13 protein-coding genes and 1 tRNA gene are annotated in these 16,037 nt (G+C 59.1%); 5 read left to right on the top strand and 9 right to left on the bottom strand.

Annotation, left to right across the window (positions count from 1 at the left end):
- Nucleotides 1–252 precede the first annotated feature (252 nt).
- Nucleotides 253–1,971, top strand: coding sequence for a long-chain fatty-acid--CoA ligase (locus tag HMPREF2787_RS03905; protein WP_070706112.1), 1,719 nt, complete (start codon nt 253–255; stop codon nt 1,969–1,971).
- Between the two features lie 45 nt (nt 1,972–2,016).
- Here HMPREF2787_RS03905 and thrB read toward each other — a convergent pair whose 3' ends face one another.
- From thrB to argS, 4 genes are all read right to left on the bottom strand, one after another.
- Complete coding sequence (gene thrB / locus HMPREF2787_RS03900) at nt 2,017–2,943, bottom strand: homoserine kinase (protein ID WP_005509404.1); 927 nt, start codon at nt 2,941–2,943, stop codon at nt 2,017–2,019.
- Nucleotides 2,944–4,278 (bottom strand): homoserine dehydrogenase, encoded by a 1,335-nt coding sequence (locus HMPREF2787_RS03895; protein ID WP_070858445.1) that lies wholly within the window; start codon nt 4,276–4,278, stop codon nt 2,944–2,946.
- Nucleotides 4,275–5,693 carry a diaminopimelate decarboxylase gene (gene lysA / locus HMPREF2787_RS03890; protein WP_070858444.1) on the bottom strand — a complete coding sequence of 473 codons (1,419 nt, stop codon included), beginning with the start codon at nt 5,691–5,693 and terminating at the stop codon, nt 4,275–4,277. Before lysA ends, HMPREF2787_RS03895 begins: the two co-directional genes overlap by 4 nt.
- A gap of 65 nt (nt 5,694–5,758) precedes the next feature.
- Complete coding sequence (gene argS / locus HMPREF2787_RS03885) at nt 5,759–7,360, bottom strand: arginine--tRNA ligase (protein WP_371441142.1); 1,602 nt, start codon at nt 7,358–7,360, stop codon at nt 5,759–5,761.
- A gap of 263 nt (nt 7,361–7,623) precedes the next feature.
- Between argS and HMPREF2787_RS03880 the strand changes: the two genes are divergently transcribed.
- From HMPREF2787_RS03880 to HMPREF2787_RS03865, 4 genes are all read left to right on the top strand, one after another.
- On the top strand, nt 7,624–8,412 hold the full coding sequence (locus HMPREF2787_RS03880) for a (Fe-S)-binding protein (RefSeq protein WP_042388597.1): 789 nt from the start codon (nt 7,624–7,626) through the stop codon (nt 8,410–8,412).
- Nucleotides 8,412–9,992 (top strand): LutB/LldF family L-lactate oxidation iron-sulfur protein, encoded by a 1,581-nt coding sequence (locus tag HMPREF2787_RS03875; RefSeq protein ID WP_070858442.1) that lies wholly within the window; start codon nt 8,412–8,414, stop codon nt 9,990–9,992. Before HMPREF2787_RS03880 ends, HMPREF2787_RS03875 begins: the two co-directional genes overlap by 1 nt.
- 2 nt (nt 9,993–9,994) lie before the next feature.
- Complete coding sequence (locus tag HMPREF2787_RS03870) at nt 9,995–10,723, top strand: LutC/YkgG family protein (protein ID WP_076771929.1); 729 nt, start codon at nt 9,995–9,997, stop codon at nt 10,721–10,723.
- Nucleotides 10,724–10,815: 92 nt separating this feature from the next.
- Nucleotides 10,816–11,838, top strand: coding sequence for a pirin family protein (locus HMPREF2787_RS03865; RefSeq protein ID WP_070858441.1), 1,023 nt, complete (start codon nt 10,816–10,818; stop codon nt 11,836–11,838).
- A gap of 196 nt (nt 11,839–12,034) precedes the next feature.
- Here HMPREF2787_RS03865 and HMPREF2787_RS03860 read toward each other — a convergent pair.
- The 5 genes from HMPREF2787_RS03860 to HMPREF2787_RS03840 all read right to left on the bottom strand — a co-directional run bounded on the left by HMPREF2787_RS03860 (nt 12,035) and on the right by HMPREF2787_RS03840 (nt 16,022).
- Nucleotides 12,035–12,107 (bottom strand) — tRNA-Arg (locus tag HMPREF2787_RS03860).
- Nucleotides 12,108–12,200: 93 nt separating this feature from the next.
- The gene (locus HMPREF2787_RS03855) at nt 12,201–12,992 is read right to left on the bottom strand and encodes an ABC transporter ATP-binding protein (RefSeq protein ID WP_070858440.1); all 792 of its coding nucleotides are present in this window, start codon (nt 12,990–12,992) and stop codon (nt 12,201–12,203) included.
- Nucleotides 12,992–14,167: a FecCD family ABC transporter permease gene (locus tag HMPREF2787_RS03850; protein ID WP_038628438.1), complete on the bottom strand. Its 1,176-nt coding sequence runs from the start codon at nt 14,165–14,167 to the stop codon at nt 12,992–12,994. The genes HMPREF2787_RS03855 and HMPREF2787_RS03850 overlap by 1 nt, the downstream gene beginning before the upstream one ends.
- Nucleotides 14,168–14,197: 30 nt before the next feature.
- A complete protein-coding gene (locus HMPREF2787_RS03845; RefSeq protein WP_070429338.1) occupies nt 14,198–15,400 on the bottom strand; it encodes an ABC transporter substrate-binding protein in 1,203 nt (400 codons plus the stop codon).
- Nucleotides 15,401–15,569: 169 nt separating this feature from the next.
- Nucleotides 15,570–16,022 carry a MarR family winged helix-turn-helix transcriptional regulator gene (locus HMPREF2787_RS03840; RefSeq protein ID WP_070437896.1) on the bottom strand — a complete coding sequence of 151 codons (453 nt, stop codon included), beginning with the start codon at nt 16,020–16,022 and terminating at the stop codon, nt 15,570–15,572.
- Nucleotides 16,023–16,037 lie beyond the last annotated feature (15 nt).

Here is a 16,037-nt window from a genome sequence, read left to right as displayed (position 1 = left end):
AGGTCCACAGCACCGCAAGACTATGTAGTCGCACTACTGATTTATGTGTTTTCAATGTCACGTTGCGCCATCGCATTGTGTGAACAACTGCGAAGGTCAACGGCATGCGGAGTACATGAAGAAGTACGTATCTAGCCGCGTATTGAAAACGACCTATTGCCCAAGGATAGTCACCAAATAGTCAGGTAGCAACACTAGTTCTCACCTGCGTTTCGCTAGGTCGCGGGGCTGCGAGTCGGTACTGTAGAGCTCATGCGCAGTACGATGCCTCATATTCCTCTCAATATCGCTCAGATTGTGGAATACGGTCGCACCATTCACGGTCGGACTCCGGTGACCTCCTGGAACAGTGACGGCCCCGAGACCACCACTTTTTCCGCCATCGCCGCGCGCGCTAGTGCGCTGGCACATGCACTTCGCGATGAGCTCGGCATCGACGGTGACCAGCGCATCGCTACCCTGATGTACAACTGCACCGAACACTTCGAGGTCTTCCTCGGCGTCGCCTCCATGGGCGCGGTATTCCAGCCGCTGAACAAGCAGCTCATGCCGGATCAGATTGTGCACATTATCAATCACGCCGATGACCAGGTCATCATCGCGGACCCGACCGAGATCGAACTGCTCGCCGAGGTTCTTCCGCACTGCCCGCGCGTCCGCGCTGTCATCATTATCGGTATCGGTGATCTGTCTGACGTGGCTGAGCAACTGCCGGATGGTATCCCGTGGTACTCCTACGAATCGCTCATCGACGGACGCCCCAGCCGCTTCGACTGGCCTGAGCTCGATGAAAACTCCGGTGCAGCCATGTGCTATTCGACGGGCACCGAGGGCGCACCTAAAGGTGTCGTCTACAGCCACCGTTCGCTGTACTTGCACAGCCTGAATATGCGCACCACTGACTCCTTTGCCATCTCGCATGGAAACCCGTGGCTTTGCTGTGTGCCCATTTATCACGTCCTGTCCTGGGGCGTGCCGCTGGCCTCCTTCATGTGCGGGGCGTCGCTAATCTTCCCCGGCGCGGACCTGTCCGCACCGCGTCTGGCAGAAATCATCGAAACCTCAATGCCGCGCGTAGCTCAGGGCGTGCCGACGCTGTGGATTAACCTCATGGCACACTACCTCAGCAATCCTCCGAAGCGCATGAGTCTGCAGGAGATTTTCTCGGGCGGTTCTCCTGTCCCACCTGCATTGATTCGGCTATGGGAAGAGCGCTACGGTGTCGATGTCATCCACTTCTGGGGCATGACCGAGACTTCGCCTATCGGTACCGTGGCACGACCTCCGTACGGCGCCTCCGGTGAGGCCCGCGAACGCTACCGTGTCAGCCAAGGACGTTTCCCGGACATCATGCAGTTCCGCATTGTTGATGACAACGACCGCGTGCTCGACCTGCATGACCGCAACCAGGGTGAGCTGCAGGTGCGCGGCAACACGGTCACCGGAGGCTACTACAGCTCTCCGGAGGCTCAAGATGGAGGCACCGCGCACTTCTTCCGCGGTGCGGAGGTCGACGAGGCTAGCGAACAGTTCACCGAGGACGGGTGGCTCCGCACTGGCGATGTCGGCTCGATTACTCACGACGGCTACCTGACTATTCATGACCGTGCTCGCGATGTCATTCGTTCCGGTGGCGAGTGGATCTACTCCGCTCAGCTGGAAAACTTCGTAATGGAAAGCCCACAGGTACTCGAGTGCGCGATTATCGGCATGCCAGATAAAAAGTGGGGTGAGCGCCCACTGGCCATTACGGTGCTGATGCCGGAAGTTGAACAGAGCAAGGAGACCGCTGAAATGCTCCGCGATGAACTGCGGCCAAAGCTGCCAAAGTGGATGCTGCCGGAGTACTGGGCCTTCGTGGACTCAATCGATAAGACCTCAGTGGGCAAGTTCGACAAGAAAGACCTGCGCTCGCACTTGAGCGCAGGTCAGTACAGCATCGTGAAACTGAAGGGGCCGGGCGAAAAGTAGGTGGCAGGCTAAGCCACTGGCTCGGCACCTGGCCGCAGCGGCGGCTTAGCCGTCGACCACGACCTTAACCGGCTCACCGATTCCCAGCTCCATGACCTTGATGCCAGCCTCGCGGGCATCGTCCAAGATCTTCTCATCTACTGCAGTAGTTCCCAGAACCATACAGGTCGGGCCAGCACCCGAGAGGAATGCCGCGTAGCCACGGTTGCGCAGGCGGTTGACCCACTCTGCGGTCACCGGCAGCACGTCGGAGCGGTACGGCTGGTGCAGGCGATCTCGCGTTCCCTCCCACAGCAGTTCCGGGTGGGACTGCAGCGCTGCGGTCATAACCGCAGTACGGGAGACATTGAAACGAGCGTCGACATGCGAAACATCGCTCGGCAGCACCTGACGGACTGCATTCGTGGAGGCGTGGAATGCCGGTACGAGTGCGGTCGCCTGAATGGACTCATGCACCGGAATGCTCACTGCTCGGTACTGAGGTGCGGTGCGACCATCGACAGGCTTGTCAGTCCAGCTGACCACTGCCCCGCCGAGAACGGATGCGCCAGCGTTATCCGGGTGGCCCTCGAAGACCGAGGATTCCTGGATCACCTGGTCGTCGGTAAGCGGGAAGCCCGCCAGACCGTTAGCGGCAGCGACACCGGCGACGGCGGCGGCTGCGGAAGAGCCCAGACCGCGCGACTGCGGAATGGTGTTGTGGCAAATAACCTTCAGCCCCGGTGCCTCGACACCTGCGGCACGAAGGCCCGCGCGAATCGCGCGCACAACCAGATTAGATTCGTTGCGCGGCAGGTCAACTTCGCCCTCGCCGTGAATTTCAACGACGACACCGGACTCGATGACCTCGACCTCGACGATGTCGTAGAGCGCAACTGCTAACCCCAGGGTGTCGAAGCCCGGGCCCAAGTTCGCTGACGAACCTGCAACCGTGACGGTGACCTTCTGACCCGGGAAAAGCTCCTGTGCCATTTAGATATCCATTCCTTCGATACGAATGACGTTGTTGACGGCCAAAACCGCGTCGTTGGCGCGCAATTCATCGACCGTTGCTTCCAAATCCTTCTCCAGTGCCTTGTGGGTCACGATGACCAGGCGAGCGCCGTTGGCGCCCTCTTCCTGGCGGACGGTGCGCAGGGAGATGTTGTGATCAGAGAAGGTGCGAGCGACATCGGCAAGCACTCCGACACGATCATCGACGTGCAGGTCGATGTGGTAGCGGGTGCGAACGTCACCGAAGTCGAGAATCGGCAGGTTAGCGTAGGTGGAATCTCCCGGTGCGCGACCACCGTGGACAATGTTGCGAGCAGCTGCAACGAGGTCACCGAGCACTGCGGAGGCGGTCGGATTACCACCAGCGCCGTTGCCGTAGAACATCAGGCGACCAGCGGCCTCGGCCTCAATGAAGACAGCGTTGAAAGACTCACGCACAGTTGCCAGCGGGTGACGACGTGGAATCAGCGCTGGGTACACGCGGGCGGAAATGGACTCCTTGCCATTTTCGTCCGTAACCCGCTCACAGGTAGCCAGCAGCTTAATGGTGCAGTCGGCACTCTTGGCGGCTGCAATGTCGTCAGCGGTGATCTCGGTAATACCCTCACAGTGAACGTCATCAGCAGTCACGCGAGTGTGGAATGCCAGGCTGGCCAGAATAGCTGCCTTGGAAGCGGCATCGTGGCCCTCGACGTCTGCAGTCGGGTCGGCCTCGGCGTAACCCAGGCGGGTGGCCTCTGCCAGCATCTCGTCGTAGTCCGCACCGGTGGAGTCCATCGCATCAAGGATGAAGTTGGTAGTGCCGTTGACAATGCCCATGACCTTATTGACAGTGTCACCGGCCAGCGAACGACGGAGCGGACCGACGACCGGGATAGCTGCCGCCACAGCTGCCTCAAAGAACAGGTCGACACCCGAGGAATCGGCAGCCTCAGAGAGCTCCTCACCGTGTGCGGCGACGAGTGCCTTGTTGGCGGTCACGACCGACTTGCCGGCACGCAGTGCCTCCAGCACAACGCGACGTGGGTAATCAATGCCGCCGATGACCTCGACTACCAGGTCAACGTCCTCGCGCTGAACCAGCGAAAAAGCATCGTCGGTAAGAAGATCCTGATCCACATTCGGACGCGGCTTGGTCTTGTCGCTCACAGCAATACCAACGACCTCGACCGGTCCGCCGATGCGGCGCTCGAAGTCCTCAGCCTTCTCGTTGAGCAGGCGGTAAACCTCAGTACCGACTGTGCCAAGACCTAAAATAGCGACACCAACTTTGTGGCCCTCGCCCTTTCCAGGATTATTCGTTGCGGCAGTCATCGTGGCGTTTCACACTCCAGGCTTAGTAAGTCTTGTACGGTTTCTCGTCTTAATATTTGGGTCACTTGACCATCGCATACCGACACTACTGGTGGTCGCGTCAGCATGTTGTAGCGGCTGGCCATTGCGTAACAGTATGCCCCAGTAGCAGCGAGCGCGAACAGATCACCCTCGACAATGTCGTTCGGGTAGTTCGCATCGTTAATCAGAATGTCTCCCGATTCACAGTGCTTTCCGACGACGCGGGTGGGAATCCTGGAACCGGACACCTCGCGATTAACAACGCGACCATCATAGTTCGAGCCGTAAAGCGCCGGACGAATATTGTCGCTCATGCCGCCATCGACCGATACGTAACGACGGGTCATGCCGTCATCGATGGTCACATCCTTCAAAGTGCCCACTTCGTACACCGTGACCATGGACGGGCCAACGATGGCACGACCTGGTTCAACAGCCACTGCCGGAGTCGCAATGCCGATACGCTGCGCAAGCTTGTCTACGGCAGTGAGGATCTCGTCGGCAAGCGGAGCAACGTCGAGGGGCTGCTCGCCTGCGGTGTAGGCGATTCCGAAACCGCCACCGAGGTCGAGGGTGTTGAAGTGTTCCGAGATTTCAGTGCCGTGGCGTTCGACCAGCTTTTCCACCAGTGAGAACACGCGCTCGGCGGCGAGAATGAAACCGTCGGAATCGACAATCTGGGAGCCGATGTGGCAGTGCAGACCAACCAGGCGCAGATTGTCGTCCTCTTCTACGAGGTTGGCAGCTTCCAGCGCCGAACCGGACGCGAGGGAAAAGCCGAACTTCTGATCTTCATGCGCAGTAGCAATGAACTCGTGGGTGTGCGCTTCCACACCGGGCTTCACGCGAACGAGCACGTCCTGCACCACGCCTGCTTCAGCCGCCACCTGGGACAGGCGACGCAGCTCCGAACGGGAGTCAAGCACAATCTTGCCCACGCCAGCGGAGATAGCATCACGCAGCTCAGCGGTGGACTTGTTGTTGCCGTGGAAGGTCATGTCCTTGGCTGGGAAACCCGCCGCCAGAGCGATAGCCATCTCGTTGCCCGAGGCGACATCGAGATGCAGCCCCTCCTCCATTACCCAGCGGGCAATGGTCTTCGACAGGAAAGCCTTGGATGCGTAGTGGACATTCTCCGCGCCGCGGAAGGCCTTGGCCATCGAGCGGCAGCGAGAGCGGAAGTCCTGCTCATCGACGACAAAAACCGGAGTGCCAAATTCCTTGGCAATGTCGACCAGGCTCACGCCGCCAATTTCCACCGAGCCGGGATTCTCTTCGTCAGCGCCCCGACGACGGGCGGTAGTTGGCCAGACATGCGGTGGTAGTTCATTAAATTGGGTGGAATCGGGTCGGGTGTAGCCCCCCAGTTCGAAACCATTGCCGTCGATAGGCACGAAACAGCTCTCTTTCTCCGTTACCCGGGCGGAGCAACGGGGTGTAGTTTTACGGGCGCGTTCGACTACATGCGCTCAGGTGCGGTAACACCGAGCAGCTGCAGAGCATTGGCCAGCGTTTGGCGGGTAGCCTCAGCCAGGCCGAGACGAGCACGGTGTAGCTCGGATACCTCTTCGTCTGCCTTTGGCAGAATCTGGCAGGTGTCGTAGAAGCGGTGGAAGACACCGGCGAGCTGCTCAGAGTAACGGGCAATGCGGTGTGGTTCCCGCAGGTCAGCAGCAGACTTGATGATGGCCGGGAACTCACCGATAGTGCGGATGAGCTCACCTTCACGGTCCTCTACCAGCAGGGAGAAGTCAGCGCCTTCGCTGGTCACACCGGCCTCTTCGGCACGGCGGCCGATTGAGCACAGACGAGCGTGGCCGTACTGGACGTAGTAGACCGGGTTGTCGCTGGACTGCGAAGCCCACAGCCCCAGGTCGATATCCAGGCTGGAGTCGACAGAGGAACGGATTAGGGAGTAGCGAGCAGCATCGACGCCGATTGCCTCAACCAGGTCGTCCAAGGTGACCACTGTGCCCGCACGCTTCGACATCCGGACAGCCTTGCCGTCGCGAAGCAAGTTGACCATCTGACCGATGAGCACCTCGACGCCATCGGCGTTGTAGCCGAGCGCTGCAGCGGCCGCGCGCAGACGCGCGATGTAGCCGTGGTGATCGGCACCCAGCATATAGATGCACAGGTTGTGGCCGCGGTCGAACTTGTTCTTAACGTATGCGATGTCACCTGCGATGTAGGCTGCGTCGCCGTCGGACTTGATGACCACGCGGTCCTTGTCGTCACCGTAATCGGTGGACTTCAGCCACCATGCGCCGTCAGCTTCGTAGAGCTTGCCGTTTTCCTTCAGGGAATTGACAGCTGCTTCTACCTGACCGGACTCGAACAGCGAGTTTTCGTGGAAGTAAACGTCGAAATCGGTGCCGAACTCGTGCAGAGACTTCTTGATGTGCTCGAACATCATGTCCACGCCGATGGCGCGGAAGTGCTCCTGGACCTCTTCCTCAGAGCCCTCGAGTGCCTGCGGGTTCTTCTCCAGCACAGCAGCGGCGATGTCCTGGATGTACTCTCCGCCGTAGCCATCTTCCGGAGTCGGCTCGTTGCGAGCGGCTGCAACCAAGGAGTCGGAGAAGCGGTCAATCTGGCGACCGTGGTCATTGAAGTAGTACTCGCGAGTGACCTTGGCACCGGTGGCGGACAGGACACGACCGAGAGCGTCACCGACTGCTGCCCAGCGAGTACCGCCCAGGTGGATCGGCCCGGTCGGATTCGCGGAGACGAACTCCAGGTTCACGTCGAGGTTGGAGTTGAAGTCGGCATGACCCCACTTCTCCCCCGCTGCCAGGACGTCCTCGACGATCTTGCCCTGGGCATCGGAGGCCAGGCGGATGTTAATAAAGCCCGGGCCTGCGATGGTTGCTTCATCGATACCCTCAGAGGCGCCGAGCGCTGTGGCAATTTCAGTTGCCAAGTCACGCGGCACCATACCGACACGCTTGCCCAGCTGCATAGCGATATTGGTTGCATAGTCGCCGTGCTCAGGGTTACGCGGACGCTCGACAGTCGGGTTTTCCGGCACGATAGAGACATCGGCATCGTGGGAAGTCAAAACCTCGACGGTGACTTTTCGGACTAGTACAGCAAGATCAGCAGGATTCACGATTGCCTATCCTATTAGGTCAATCGCAGTCGTGGAAACATCAGCCACCAAAAGATTCATTTGAGGGGCATCTGCAGGTCGTGGAGTCCGACTGCAACTAGCCATTTTCACGATCCAGGCGAATTTGCGTTGAGAACAGATTTAATCCGGGCCTAGGCGTAGCATTCAGGTAGGAAATTATTGCCTTATCCTCAACCCATTTTGGAGCGACCGTGAAAGTAGCACTTTTCGCGACCTGCATCGGGGACATGATGTTTCCGGATGCAGTGAGTGCGACCGCCAGAGTTCTCACGCGCCTAGGATGCGATGTGGTCTTTCCACCACAACAAACCTGCTGCGGCCAAATGCACGTCAACACCGGGTACCAGAAGGAAGTCCTTCCTCAGCTGGACACCTACGCTGATGCTTTTGCAGATTCCTCGATTGATTACGTTGTCGCCCCGTCCGGTTCCTGCGCCGGCGCCGTTCGCCACCAGCATCCGATGATTGCGGGCCGCTACGGTACCCGTGCCCAAGTCCACGCGGCACAGGCCTGCGCGAACAAGACGCTGGATCTCTCCGAGTTCATCACCGATGTCGCTGGTGTGACTGACGTCGGTGCTTACTTCCCCCACTCAGTGACCTACCACTCCACCTGCCACAGCTTGCGGGTACTCAAGGTGGGTGACCGTCCGTGGCGGCTGCTCAGCGCAGTCGATGGAATCGATCTGCGCGAGCTGCCTGGCGCGGCGGAGTGCTGCGGTTTTGGCGGCACCTTCTCGGTGAAGAATGCGGAGACCTCCGCTGCAATGGTTGCCGACAAGACAGCCAATATTCGCGCTACGGAAGCGGAGTTCGTCACCGCTGGCGATGCTTCCTGCTTGCTCAATATCGGTGGCGCGTTGCGTCGCCAGGACTCTGGCGTGCACGCCATCCATATGGCCGAGATTCTGGCCTCCACCAAGGAGACCCCGTTTGATGTGCACAACCGCCAAGAAGCTTCCCTGCGAGGTGAACAGTAATGGTCGCAGTTAACGTCGGCATGCCAGCCCTTCCTCCCCGCGCGCCGCACAACGTCGGGCATCTGCGCGGTACGCGCGGGTTCACGGCCGCAGCGCACGAGGAGCTCAAGAACACTCGCATGCGCGAAAATGTCGGTCATGCCACGCGTTCGATTCGTCAGAAGCGCGCGCATGTCGTAGCCGAGAAGAATGACTGGGAGCAGCTGCGGCTCGCGGGCAGCCACATCAAGCGCGATGTTATGGCGCGTCTGCCGGAACTGCTGGAGCAGTTTGAAGAGTCAGTTACGAATGCCGGCGGTCACGTCCACTGGGCGCGCGATGCCGCCGAGGCAAACCGCATCATCACGGACTTGGTGAAAGAGACCGGCGAAGAAAAGGTCGTCAAGATTAAGTCGATGGCCACACAGGAAATCGGCTTGAACGAAGCACTTGCCGACGCCGGCATCACCGCCCGCGAAACCGACCTGGCGGAACTCATCGTTCAGCTTGCCGACGACATGCCGAGCCACATCCTGGTTCCTGCTATCCACCGCAATCGCGAAGATATCCGCGAGATCTTCCTCAATGGAATCCCCGGAGTCGACCCGGACCTGAAAGCCAATCCGGCCGATCTCGCCGAGGCATCCCGTAAGTTCCTGCGCGAGCAGTTTATGGAGGCCAAGGTTGCGATTTCCGGCGCCAACTTCGGTGTGGCCGAAACCGGTACTGTGGCCGTCGTCGAGTCAGAGGGCAACGGCCGTATGTGTCTCACGCTGCCGGAAACACTGATTTCGGTGATGGGTATTGAGAAGCTGCTTCCCACCTTCCAGGATCTGGAAGTCTTCTTGCAGCTACTGCCACGGTCGTCGACAGGCGAGCGTATGAATCCCTACACCTCTCTGTGGACGGGAACGACCGACGGCGACGGCCCGAAGAATTTCCACATTGTGTTGCTGGACAATGGGCGCTCGGCCACTCTTGCAGATCCGATTGGGCGTGAAGCGCTGAAGTGCATTCGCTGCTCGGCATGCCTGAATATCTGCCCTGTTTATGAGCACGTGGGCGGTCACGCTTACGGTTCGGTCTACCCGGGTCCGATTGGTGCGATTTTGTCCCCGCAGCTCACTGGCATGGATTCCTACGATGATCCGAATGCTTCGCTGCCCTATGCGTCTTCGCTGTGCGGGGCTTGCTTTGAGGTCTGCCCGGTGCGAATTGACATCCCTGCGGCACTGCTGGAGCTGCGTCACCGTAAGGTCACGGAGCACCGCCCGCCGGTGGAGGGCAAGCTGTTTGCCACGCTCGGGTTCATCATGGGCAATCAGAAGCTGTGGAACATGAGCGCAAAGATGGCCTCCCTCGCCCGCGTACTCGGTTTGAAGGACGGCGAGATTCACGCCCTGCCGCTCTTCCTCAGCGGGTGGTCGGATGCGCGTGATACCCCGGTTCCGCCGAAGAAGCCGTTCCGCTCACTGTGGGGTTCGAAGGATTTCTCGGCGCAGCTGGCACGCGAATCGGCCCATCAGGTTCCAACGAAGATTAATGGGCTGTCGGGTTCTGATCAATCTGACTCGTCCGACACATCCGGCAAGGAGGCCTAGCGATGTCCCACTCCTCAGCATCCGCAAACATTGCCAAGAGCGAAATCCTCGAGCGTATCCGCAATGCTCAGAAAATCGCCTTCGAAGGCCGTGATTTGGCCTCTGACGTGGGCATCATCCCTGGCGAGCCCGGCGCGCATTTCGACATCCCACGCGACTACGAGCGCTCCTCCGACCTGACGGCCAAAGAGATTATTTCGCTTGCCGACGAACGCATCGCCGATTACAAAGCCGACGTGCGCCGCTGTGGCAGCTCGGCAACCGACATCAATGAGGCTGTGAAGAAGGCAATTGCTGATGTCGGGGCGTCGTTGATTGGTATTCCCGAGGGTCTAGACCGCGAGTGGGTTGCGGGGTTGGAGTCTGGTGGAGGTAAGGCCACTACCGAGATTCGCGTCGATACCGGTTTCACCGCCGAAGAGCTGGACGAGCTCGATGCGATTGTCACCAGCTCTGCTGTCACCTGCGCCGAGACCGGCACCATTTTCCTGGACGGTTCGGCTACTTCTGGCCGCCGCGCGCTGACCTTGGTGCCGGATATTCACATCTGCGTTGTCCCTGCTTCCACGGTCGTCTACGGCATTCCGGAGGCATTTTCCCGTCTACGCGAGAGTGATCCCACCGCTCCGATCACCATGATTTCGGGGCCTTCTGCGACCTCGGACATCGAGCTTGCCCGAGTCGAAGGTGTCCACGGGCCGCGCACGCTGATTGTGATTATTGCTGAGTAGAGACAGTCGGGTCGGTCCTTGGCTAGCATTTTTGATTGACACGCCAACATTTTGTTGTGGATGATGAATTTAGCTAGCCAAAGGAGCCTGTCATGAGCGCAATCATTCAAAAATTCTCCGTATCCGATAATCCGCAGCTTCCAGGTATGGACCCATTCCTGTTTGCCGTCCACCACTATGACCTATATCCACAGGCCAAGGGCCAAACTATGGCTCCCGATGCCTCTCTGCTCGGCCGTAATATCGGCATGGACTTTTCCGGCAAGGACGGCTGGTCCATGTACCACGGCACAACCGTCCCCGGCTTCCCCTCCCACCCACACCGCGGCTTTGAAACTATCTCGATTGTCGAGGAAGGTTACGTCGACCACACCGACTCCGAAGGTGCACAGGCTCGTTACGGCGATGGCGACACTCAGTGGCTGACCACCGGCGCAGGCACTGCGCATGCTGAAATGTTCCCGCTTCTGCATAACGACGGCCCCAATCCTCACCACATGTTTCAGATTTGGCTGAACCTGCCGCCCGAAGGCAAGGGGGCAAAGCCGCACTTCCAGATGTTCTGGGCAGAAGACACTCCGCATGTCACCGGCACTGATGACAATGGCCACGGCTACGACATAAAGGTCATCGCGGGCGCATTCGGCGATACTCAGCCGCTTGCTCCACCACCGGAATCCTGGGCCGCTGCACCAGATTCCGATGTAGCCGTGTGGGTGCTGCGTTTGCAGCCGAACGCACAGCTAACGTTGCCACCAACCAAACATGCCGAGACAATTCGGACTCTCTACTCTCTACGCGGCAGCCTCACTATCGAGGGCGAAACGCTGGTGCAAGAGGGCGCAGTGCTGCGCTCAACCGAGGCACTGGACATTTCTGCAGGTGACGAGGGGGCCTTCGCGCTCATGCTCCAAGGCCGACCAATTGGCGCTCCCGTGTATCAGCATGGCCCGTTTGTCGCGAATAGCCGCGAAGAGCTCGTTGAGGCATTCGATGCCTACCAGCGTGGCGAGTTCGGCGCATGGCGGTTTGATTCCAACGATCCGGTTGCACCCTTTGAAGAGGGGCGCTTTGCCCGCTATCCGGACGGTACGGTTCGTCGCCCGGTCAATTAACCGGGATCCCCCGACGGGCTGCACATGTGAAACTGTGTGAGTTTATGACACTTTCAGGCCATTTTTTTGGGTCATTTTTGTCATAAACGCAGTCAGTAACTCGGATTGGCCCGCTTCCGCCAGGTACACCCGAAACAAAAATCCCTCAAGCAACCAGGCGAATCTAATCGAACCTAACCGCTTAAGGGATAAGACGTGCCCCCGAGAGGAGTCGAACCTCCGACCTTCGGTACCGGAAACCGGCGCTCTATCCACTGAGCTACGGGGGCGTGTGGCACAAGTACAACAAGTGCAACGAGAAGAGATGTTACCACTTGGCTGGGGCGATTAGCGAAATGCCCCGCACCCCAGCCAAATCCGCACTATGCGGCCTCAGAAACCTGGTCTTCCTCAATAGGACACACCACAGGAACGCCTCCATCATTAAGCACGCGGGCTCGAATTCCATAGACGCGGGCCAAAAGATCCGGTGTGAGAACGTCAGCAGGACTCCCCTGGGCAACCACGTGGCCGTCGTGAAGCATGACAAGCTCATCGCAGTAGCGGGCTGCGAGATTGAGATCGTGGATTGCGACGAGTGCCAAGGAGCTCCGTGAGGCGACCTCCGCGCGGACGAGCTGTAGGAGTTCCACTTGGTGACGCAGGTCGAGGGCGGAGGTGGGTTCGTCGAGAAGCATGACCTCGGGATCGCGAACAAACATCTGCGCGACCGCGACGAGCTGCCGCTGACCGCCGGAGAGCTCGCCGACGAAGCGGTCGGCGAGGTGTTCGATACCAACCTTTCGGAGAGCTACCGCCGTGTGCTCAATCTCTGAGCCACGTACCCGCAGACGCCCGGCGCGCCGCCCGGAGACCAGTACCGATTCGAATGCGGTCAGCGAGGCGCTGGCCGGTAGATCCTGCGGTACGTAGCCGACGACTTCGCGCAGTTCGGAACCGATAACCCGTTCATTGTCACGGGTCAGAACAATCTCCCCGGACATGGGCTTTCGAATCCCCGCCAGCGTGGTCATCAGTGTGGACTTGCCCGCAGCGTTTGGCCCGAGCAAACCCGTCACCGTACCTGGCTTCAGCGTGCGTATTGACGCCCCGCGCAGCACCTTTCGCTTGCCATAGCCTGCAGCTACGTCATTGACATCGAGAAATACGCCCATTAGTTCCACACCGTCCTCTTACGCAGAAAAACCAAGCCAACAAAGAATGGGACACCGACGATTGCGGTAATGATGCCAATCGGCACTGCCACACCCGGCACCACCGTGATGGATACCGCATGAGCTGCCGCAAGCAGCGCCGCGCCTGCCGCCATCGATGCCGGGGCAAAGAAGCGCTGTTCTTCACCGACCAGCATGCGTGCAATGTGTGGGCCGACCAGTCCGATGAAGCCGATGATGCCGGCGAAGGCCACTGCGGTTGCTGCCAGCAGCGAGGCTACAATCAGCGTCGCAATGCGCAGCCTATCCACATTGATGCCCACGGCTTTTGCTCGGGCATCGCCAAGCCGCAACACCGTCAGCGCCCACGCATAGCGGATAGTGAACGGAATAGCGATTAGCAGCGCCGCCGCAATGATGCCGTTGGCCACCCAGTTCGCGCGCTGTAGCGAGCCCATCGTCCAGAACACAATCTGCTGGAGCGCCTCGGTAGTCGCGCGGTATTGCAACAGCGCCAACAGCGCTTGGAATAGAAACACCAGACCAATGCCGAGCAGAATCATCGATTCCTTACCCGAGCCGCGCCATACCGACGCCGCCGCCACAATCGCCACAGCGACGACGGATGATACCCAGGCCACGGCCGCCAGGTTGAACTGCGCATGCGGAATAATCACCCAGCCCAGCACAATCGATGCCGCCCCACCGAACGCCGCTGCAGCCGAGATACCGAGCGTAAACGGCTCCGCCAGAGGGTTATCGAGGATTGTCTGCATCTGTGCACCGGCAAGCGACAGCGCTGCACCAATCAGCACTGCCATCACCGATGCAGGCAGACGCAGCTTCCACAGCACCGTACGAGTGGTTTCGTCCACATCATTCGGGCTCACGATGCCACGGACGACGTCCCCCACGCTCAGTGCCATCGGCCCCACAATCGTCGCCACCACAAACGCGCACACGGCCAGCCCCACCAGCACCGCAATGATGGCGATTTTCCGTGCCGAGCGTCGTCGGTACTGTCGCGCAGAGTCGTAGGTCGTGCTTGACGACGGACACTCGTGCTGTTCGGTGGCGGGCTGCGACTCTTGACCTCCACTGCCGTTGGTGGAGGTGGACTCGCGGGGTTCGTCGTCAAGCCCTGACGCGGGAGCGTGCAGATTGGTGTAAGTCATCGGATTCCTTCTTCGATGGTGGAAGATGGGTTACTTGGTCGGCTCCAGCGCGGTGAAGAAGGTGCCGCTGAGTTCGAAGGGCAGGTAGTCCTTGTGGAACTTGGCGAAGTCAGCGACCGGGTCGAGGTCAGCGAACTCCTCTGGGTGAATCCACTTGGCGAATTGCTCGAGCGCGAAGACGTTGTACGGCGAGTCGTAGAACTGGTGGAAGGCGGCGTACAGATCACCCTTCTTCGGCGCGGTCAGGGTGTCAAAACCCGGAGTCTTCAGCAGGCCTTCCAGAGTGCGCTGTGCGGTCTCTGGGGTGGCGGTGTAGCCGAGTTCGACGTGTGGCAGCACTTCCGGCTTCTTCGGATCGAGCGCCCAAGAACCACCGGTGGCGATGATCTTCTCCGGCTGGACGGACAGGACCTTCTCTGCGGTCACGTCGCCCGATTCGGTGTCGAGGAGGCTGTCTCCGAGGTTCTCACCGCCGGCTGCTGTGACAAGGTCACCGAGGTTGGACTTGTTGACGGTCGAGCAGCAATCCTTGAGACCGGCTGCTCGCCAGACGAAGGTCTTTGGCTTGTCTTCGAGCTTGGCGGCACGTTCGGTGATCTCGTTGACGCGCTTTGTGTAGAAGTCGGTGAACTTCTTGGCATTGTCCTGCTCATCGACGATCTGGCCGAGGAGCTCGACGGACTTGGCGGTATTCTCCAGGGGCTTTTGCCGGAAGTCGGTGAATACGTACTTCAGACCTGCCTGATCGAGCTTGGTGAGGAAACCGGACTGCTCCGCGGCCTTCTTGTGGTCAAGGGTCATGACGACCACGTCTGGGTCGTGGGAGATGAGGTTTTCAACTGTGACATCGCCCTTGGCGATATTGCCGATGGTCGGCATGTCTTTCAGCTCGGGGTTCGTCTCGAAAAGCTTGGTTTCAAACGACGGTGCGCCCGAATGCAAATCGCTGCCCATGGCGACAACGTGGTCACCCGGGTTTTCTTGGTCAAGCATCGCGGTGACAAACATGGCGCGGCCTTCACCGAGCACGACTCGTTCTGGCTGCTTGTCGAAGGTCACAGTGCGACCTGCGACATCAGTGACAGTGAGTTCTCCTTTGTTGTCGGCAGCCTCGTTCGACTCTGCGTCCGCACCGCATGCTGTAGCGACGAAGCTCAGCGCTGCACACCCGATTGCGGCCAGAGTTTTGGTCTTTGGCGCGGTTTTAGCCTTGGCGAAAATATTGACTCTCATGCGTTTCAGTTTCTGCCTTGTTTATTTCTGCGTAATTTTTGGTACTTAGGGTGCACAAAGAGAAGTGAACAGTCACCCCTTTGCTTTAGGCACGCCTTACCTTACAGCTTGAAACGTAGAGAAAAAAGCGCCCTGCTAGTGGTTGTTTTACTAGCAGGGCGTGGAAGTCTTACTTCCTTTCGAGAACCGACTGGAAGCACCTCAGCATCACTTCGCGGTCTTCATTAGCAAGTGGTGAAATAACTTCCTGGCGAACAGTGTCTACATAATCCGGCGCCGCCTCGGCAAACACGTGCCGACCAACGCCTGTTAAGACGACGACATAATCCGAGTCCGGGTCTTCGCCGTGGTCTTCGGTGTGAATAAATCCGCGCTTTTCCAACCTGTTGGTATGCAGCAGCGCGCGGGGATGGTTCCACTTCAGTCGATCACAAATCTTGTCAACATGCAGAATCCCATCCTCTACCTCATGCAGAGCGATGAGCAGGGTAAAGTCCGCGAACGTCAGCCCGGTTCGAGTGCGTAGGCTTCGCTCGATATTGCGCTCTACCTCGCGAAAAGCAGCTACCATCGACTGCCAAAAGAGCTGTTCATCATCACTCAGCCATTCAAATGAGTTCATACTGCTCTAGGCTAA

Source organism: Corynebacterium sp. HMSC061H03, from assembly GCF_001838215.1.
GTDB classification, from domain to species: Bacteria; Actinomycetota; Actinomycetes; order Mycobacteriales; family Mycobacteriaceae; genus Corynebacterium; species Corynebacterium jeikeium_D.
Note: the sequence above shows the minus strand (reverse complement) of the source record. Positions and strands in the feature narration are given on the sequence as shown.